Source organism: Sandarakinorhabdus sp. (assembly GCF_031422795.1).
Classification (GTDB): domain Bacteria; phylum Pseudomonadota; class Alphaproteobacteria; order Sphingomonadales; family Sphingomonadaceae; genus Sandarakinorhabdus.
Genome location: NZ_JANPML010000013.1, coordinates 1 through 3,790, shown reverse-complemented (window position 1 = coordinate 3,790; position 3,790 = coordinate 1). Strand labels below are relative to the sequence as shown.

Genomic DNA, 3,790 nt, shown 5'->3' with positions numbered 1-3,790 from the left:
CGTGGCGCAAGCCCGCGCCGGGGATGCTGAATGATCTGATGGCGCACTGGCCCGTAAATCGAGAACACAGCCTGCTGGTGGGCGATCAACCCAGCGATCTGGCCGCCGCCGCCGCTGCCGGCGTTGCAGGCGTGGCGTTCGCAGGCGGCAATCTCCACCATTTTCTTGCCCCCCATCTTGCCGCAATGGCGCGTCATTCCAACAGCGGTGCCCTTGATGTCTGAATCGACTGCCCACGCCGACCTCATATCAGAGGCCGCCCGCGCCCGGCGCTGGCTGTGCGACGTCGCCGCACCGCTGTGGGCGTCTCGTGGCCGCACTGCATCGGGCCTGTTTGCCGAACGCATGACACTGGATGGCGTTCCCGATCCGGCCTATTTCCGCGTGTTCGTGCAGTCCCGCCATATCTACAGCTTTGCCGCTATCGGCCGCATGGGCTGGGACGGTCCGTGGCAGCCGCTGATCAGCGAAACGATCCGCGCCCTCATCGCCGGCGCCCGCCGCGCCGACGGCTTTTATGTCCACCGGCTGGATATTGATGCCCGCCCGCTTGATATCCGCGCCGATCTTTATGATCAGGCCTTCGTGCTGCTGGCGCTGGCCACAGCTGGCAAGGCGCTGGCCGAACCGCGCTGGTTTGATGTCGCCGAAGATCTGCTCGACACGATCGAGGCCAACTGGTCCCACCCCGCCGGCGGCTTTACCGAAGGTGAGAAGGACGATCCGCGCATTCGCCGGCAAAACCCGCACATGCACTTGTTTGAAGCCACGCTGGCGCTGGCCGAAGCCAGCGGTCGCCCGCGCTTCCATGCCTTTGCCGCGATGATCGCCGATCTGGCCGCGACGCGCTTCATCGATCCGGCCACCGGCGCTCTGCTGGAATATTTCACCGATGATCTGGCTCCTGCCCCCGGCATCGAAGGCCGCATCGTGGAGCCGGGCCATTGTTTCGAATGGGCCTGGCTGTTCGAACGGCTGGGCGCCAGCGGCCGCGCCGACGCGTTTGGCGTGTCAGACCGGCTGACCGCCTTTGCGCGCAGCCACGGCATTTGCGCTCGCCGCAATGTGTGCATCAACGAAGTGCTCACCGACGGCAGCCTGCACAACGACAAGGCCCGGCTGTGGCCGCAGACGGAGCGCATCAAGGCCGCCGCCATCCGCCACCGCCGGCTGGGTTCCACCGCCGAAGCGGAAGAAGCCGCCCGCGCGCTGGCAGGCCTCGAACAATATTACGCCGTCCCAACCCCCGGCCTGTGGCGCGACAAGCTCAACCCGGATGGCAGCTGGATCCCGGAACTGGCGCCAGCGAGTTCACTTTATCACATCGCCTGCGCCTACGCGGAACTGGCGGGCGGATAACCATTTCCGGCCCTTGCCGAAGAAGCCGTATCAAGCGTGGAGGCTGCGTTGGAACTGAGCATCGACATACGCGACCTTGCCGAATTCCGGGCCATACTCGACAGCCATCGCGACTTGCTGACAGTTAATGCCGTCAACCGGCTGGGCGCCCAAATTTTGGCCGCCGGCTGCCGCGAGCCTTTGACGGGTCGGCGCATTTTGCCGTTCGAGCTGGATCCGGGCGGCGGCTGGCGCGAAGGTCTGGCATCCGGCGGCCTGTCCTCGCGGGTGCGCGGCGTGATGCGCTGCATGGAACAGGTGATCGCTGACCAGGCCCTCGCGTCGCCGCGAATCTACGCCGCCGAGGGGCTAACTGCCTTTGCGCTGACAATGCGAGGCCTCTATCCGCGCTTTCTGGGTTCGGAGTTCACTACCAGCCCCGAACGGCTCGAATGGATGTATCCCATCCCGTGCGAAGATTTGCAGGCATTGTCGATGCCTGATGACAGCTTCGACCTGGTTTCAACCAACGAAGTGCTGGAACATGTACCGGATATCGACAAGGCGCTGACCGAAATGCACCGCGTGCTGAAACCAGATGGTTGGCATTTCGGCACGGTCCCATTCCTGTTCTTTGAAGAAATGGGCCAAGTGCGCGCCACGCTGGATGCGCGGGGCGGCCTGATCCACCACATGGAGCCGCAGTATCATGGTGACCCGATGAATGAAGGCGGAGTGCTGGTGTTTGAGTTACCGGGCTGGGATCTGGTATCCCGCGCTCGCGCTGCCGGTTTCCGCGACGCCTTCATGCGCTTCATGATCTCCACCGAACATGGCGTACTTTCGGAACATGTCGGCGGCGTGCTGGTCTTTTGCTGCCAGAAATAGCGCGCGTTACGGGAACACCCCGGTGCCCACCAATTCCGTTCCAATCAGCGTTGAGCCGAGATCGACCCAGTTGCTGCCGGTCCAGTAGATGGCCAGGCCATTGTTGTTCTGCAGCACGACATCGTCACGGCCATCGCCATTGAGATCGTTGAAGCCGGCGAAGGTCCACGCCGGGCCGATGGTGGCGAAATCCTTGAAGCCTTGTCCGCCTTGGGTTGTATCCCAGAAGATGGTGACGCCATCGTTTCTCTGCAGGATGAAATCATCAGCCAGCCCACCGGTCACGTCACCCAGCCCGGCAATCGTCCAGCCCGGGGCCAGTGTGATCAGATCGCGCCAGCCCTGATCGGTGAAGGCGATGACCGCACCACTCCCGCTATTCTGCAGCACCACATCGGCTTTGCCAGTGCCATTGATGTTGCCCACGCCCGCCACGCTCCAGCCCGAAGCCAGGCCGAACAGATCGGTGATGGAGCCGGCGACCGGGTCAAGGATGCGCAACTGGCCGGCGGCGTTCTTCAGCAGCAGGTCGGTGGCGCTGTTACCGCGAAGGTCGCCCATGGCGACCACCTCAAAACCCGGTGCCGCCGGCAGCACGGCAAAGCCGTTGCCGCCCAGCGTCGTATCCCAGCGGATCAACCCGCCGCCCGGCTGGCTGAGCAGCACATCCGTGCGCCCATCGCCGGTGAAATCGGCCACCGCTGCCACTGTGCTGTTGGCGCCCAGCCTGAAGAAATAGGTGAAGCCGTTTGACCCTTGCGTGGAATCCCAGGTTATCAGATCGCGCGAGCCTGGCAGGAAGAGCACCAGCTCCTCTGCAATCAGGCCCATCAGGCCATCAGAAAACTGCAACCGCTCGATACCGGTCAGCGTGTCGGTGCCGTCGCCTTGGGCGCGCAGATCGCGCACGGTGATGTTGCCCCCGCTGCGATTAATTTCATAGTCATTGCGCTGCCCAGCAAAGCCCGCCGTGTCGAAACCGGTGCTGCCCTGCAGCAGATCGTTGCCGGCACCACCGATCAGCAGGTCGTCCCCGTCCAGACCGAGTAACGTATCATTGCCGTCCAGCCCGCGTATGGTGTCGTTGCGGCTGCCGAGATCGCGGCTATTGCCTTCAATGCGCTCGTCTTCAGCAGTGCCTTCGGTGGCAATGGCAAAACTGACAAGGGCCCGAATCGAACCGTCGCCAAACACCAGAGTTTCAATCGCAGTGCGGCTGTCCAGGCCCTGATCGATGCGCACGCCGTTGTTTGGCCAACTGATATGAATATCGCCATCGGCGAGCCGCAGGATCGATAGCTGCGCGGCCGTCACGCCAGCAGGAAGCAACAGCCTGTCGGAACCGCCATCATCGATTAGGGTATCGAACCCTTCGATACTATAATCGTCATTGCCGGTCCCGCCGTAAAGCTGATCATCGCCACTGCCGCCGTTGATCCGGTCGTTTCCGTCTCCACCATTCAACGTGTCAGCGCCGGCGCCCCCCTCCAGCGGGTCATTGCCGTCGTAGCCAACAATACGGTCAACGCCATCCACTGCGTGCAAGACATCAAACCGCGAGCCC

At 63.1% G+C, this 3,790-nt stretch carries 4 protein-coding genes; 3 read left to right on the top strand and 1 reads right to left on the bottom strand.

The window, feature by feature from the left end:
- From RMO81_RS00645 to RMO81_RS00635, 3 genes are all read left to right on the top strand, one after another.
- The coding region (locus RMO81_RS00645) for an HAD hydrolase-like protein (protein ID WP_310473792.1) at positions 1-224 on the top strand (224 nt) is incomplete at its 5' end.
- Positions 217-1,359, top strand: a complete 1,143-nt coding sequence (locus RMO81_RS00640) for an AGE family epimerase/isomerase (RefSeq protein WP_310473791.1) — start codon at positions 217-219, stop codon at positions 1,357-1,359. The genes RMO81_RS00645 and RMO81_RS00640, both read left to right, overlap by 8 nt.
- A gap of 48 nt (positions 1,360-1,407) precedes the next feature.
- Positions 1,408-2,226, top strand: coding sequence for a class I SAM-dependent methyltransferase (locus RMO81_RS00635; protein WP_310473790.1), 819 nt, complete (start codon positions 1,408-1,410; stop codon positions 2,224-2,226).
- Positions 2,227-2,232: 6 nt separating this feature from the next.
- Here the strand turns inward: RMO81_RS00635 and RMO81_RS00630 are convergent.
- Positions 2,233-3,790, bottom strand: a 1,558-nt coding sequence (locus RMO81_RS00630) for a calcium-binding protein (RefSeq protein WP_409049565.1), incomplete at its 5' end; no start/stop codon positions are given.

Coding starts and splice junctions, on each gene's coding strand:
- RMO81_RS00640 (WP_310473791.1), top strand. CDS start 217: ATGTCTGAATCGACTGCCCACGCCGACCTCATATCAGAGGCCGCCCGC.